Source organism: Salegentibacter lacus (assembly GCF_020164555.1).
Taxonomy (GTDB): Bacteria; Bacteroidota; Bacteroidia; order Flavobacteriales; family Flavobacteriaceae; genus Salegentibacter; species Salegentibacter lacus.
Genome location: NZ_JAIQZB010000054.1, coordinates 1 through 1390, shown reverse-complemented (window position 1 = coordinate 1390; position 1390 = coordinate 1). Strand labels below are relative to the sequence as shown.

The 1390-nt window shown below is 41.4% G+C and carries 1 protein-coding gene; it reads left to right on the top strand.

Annotated elements, in window-relative coordinates; all coding sequences use genetic code 11:
• Positions 1 to 205 precede the first annotated feature (205 nt).
• Positions 206 to 1198 carry a tRNA dihydrouridine synthase DusB gene (gene dusB, locus LB465_RS18030; protein ID WP_224471308.1) on the top strand — a complete coding sequence of 331 codons (993 nt, stop codon included), beginning with the start codon at positions 206 to 208 and terminating at the stop codon, positions 1196 to 1198.
• The last annotated feature ends 192 nt before the right edge of the window (positions 1199 to 1390 follow it).

The following is a 1390-nucleotide window of genomic DNA, read 5'->3' as shown; positions in this document are numbered from 1 at the left end:
CTCAGGAACAGGTATGAAAACACTATACTTATATCGGTTAACTCGTGGTTCATTATATTTACCAATAAAATTACGTCAAAATCCTACGCTAGGTAATTTTTTTTATCACAGGTCTCAGGATGACGATCTATAGAAAAACCGACTTAAATTCAACCTTTGGGGGTTAGGGGGCTTTTCGTACTTTTGCACTCCAAAATAAACCGAAGTGGCAAAAATAGGAAATATAGATGTAGGAGACTTCCCGTTGCTTTTAGCACCGATGGAAGATGTGAGCGACCCGCCATTCCGTGCGCTTTGTAAAGAGCATGGCGCAGATGTGGTTTACACTGAATTTATCTCTTCAGAAGGGCTTATTCGCGATGCAGCGAAAAGCACCATGAAACTTGATATTTACGAAAAAGAACGCCCGGTGGGCATCCAGATTTTTGGAGCTAACCTGGAATCTATGCTACAATCGGTAGAAATTGTAGAGAAATCTGGCCCCGATATTATTGATATTAATTTTGGGTGCCCCGTTAAAAAAGTGGTTTCTAAAGGCGCCGGGGCAGGTATTCTAAAAGATATAGATCTCATGGTTTCGCTTACCGAAGCCATGGTAAAACATACCAATTTACCCGTAACCGTAAAAACTCGTTTGGGTTGGGATAACGATTCTATTAAAATCGTTGAGGTTGCAGAAAGACTTCAGGATGTTGGCTGTAAGGCTATTTCTATTCACGGAAGAACTCGTGTTCAAATGTATAAAGGCGAAGCTAACTGGGCGCCAATTGCCGAGGTAAAGAACAATCCGCGGATGCATATTCCTGTTTTTGGAAACGGCGATGTAGATACGCCCGAAAGAGCGGTAGAAATGCGTGATAAATTCGGACTTGACGGTGCGATGATTGGTCGCGCCAGTATTGGTTATCCCTGGTTTTTTAGAGAAGTAAAACATTACTTTGAAACCGGTGAACATTTACCGCCTCCAACAATGATGGAGCGCTTAGATGCTGCAAGACGTCACCTGCAAATGGCGATTGACTGGAAAGGGGAGAAGCTGGGTGTTTTTGAAACCCGAAGACATTATACCAATTATTTTAAAGGAATTCCCCACTTCAAAGAATACCGAATGAAAATGGTAACCAGCGACGATGCTGTAGATGTTTTTGCGGCATTTGATGAGGTTGAGCGAGATTTTTCAGATTTTCAGTTTGCTTAGGTGCTTTTAAAATCAGCCACGAATTCACTAATTTTTCCTTCACAAAAATAAAGCACCTCCCCTTATTTTCAAGCTACCGTGTGTACACAAATGTACTATTTTAGGAGTATGAATATAACTGAAGATACTCATGGGTTTTTCCCGAACTATTCGGGATATCTGTCTGACCCTCGTTTAGAACGAAGATGTCAG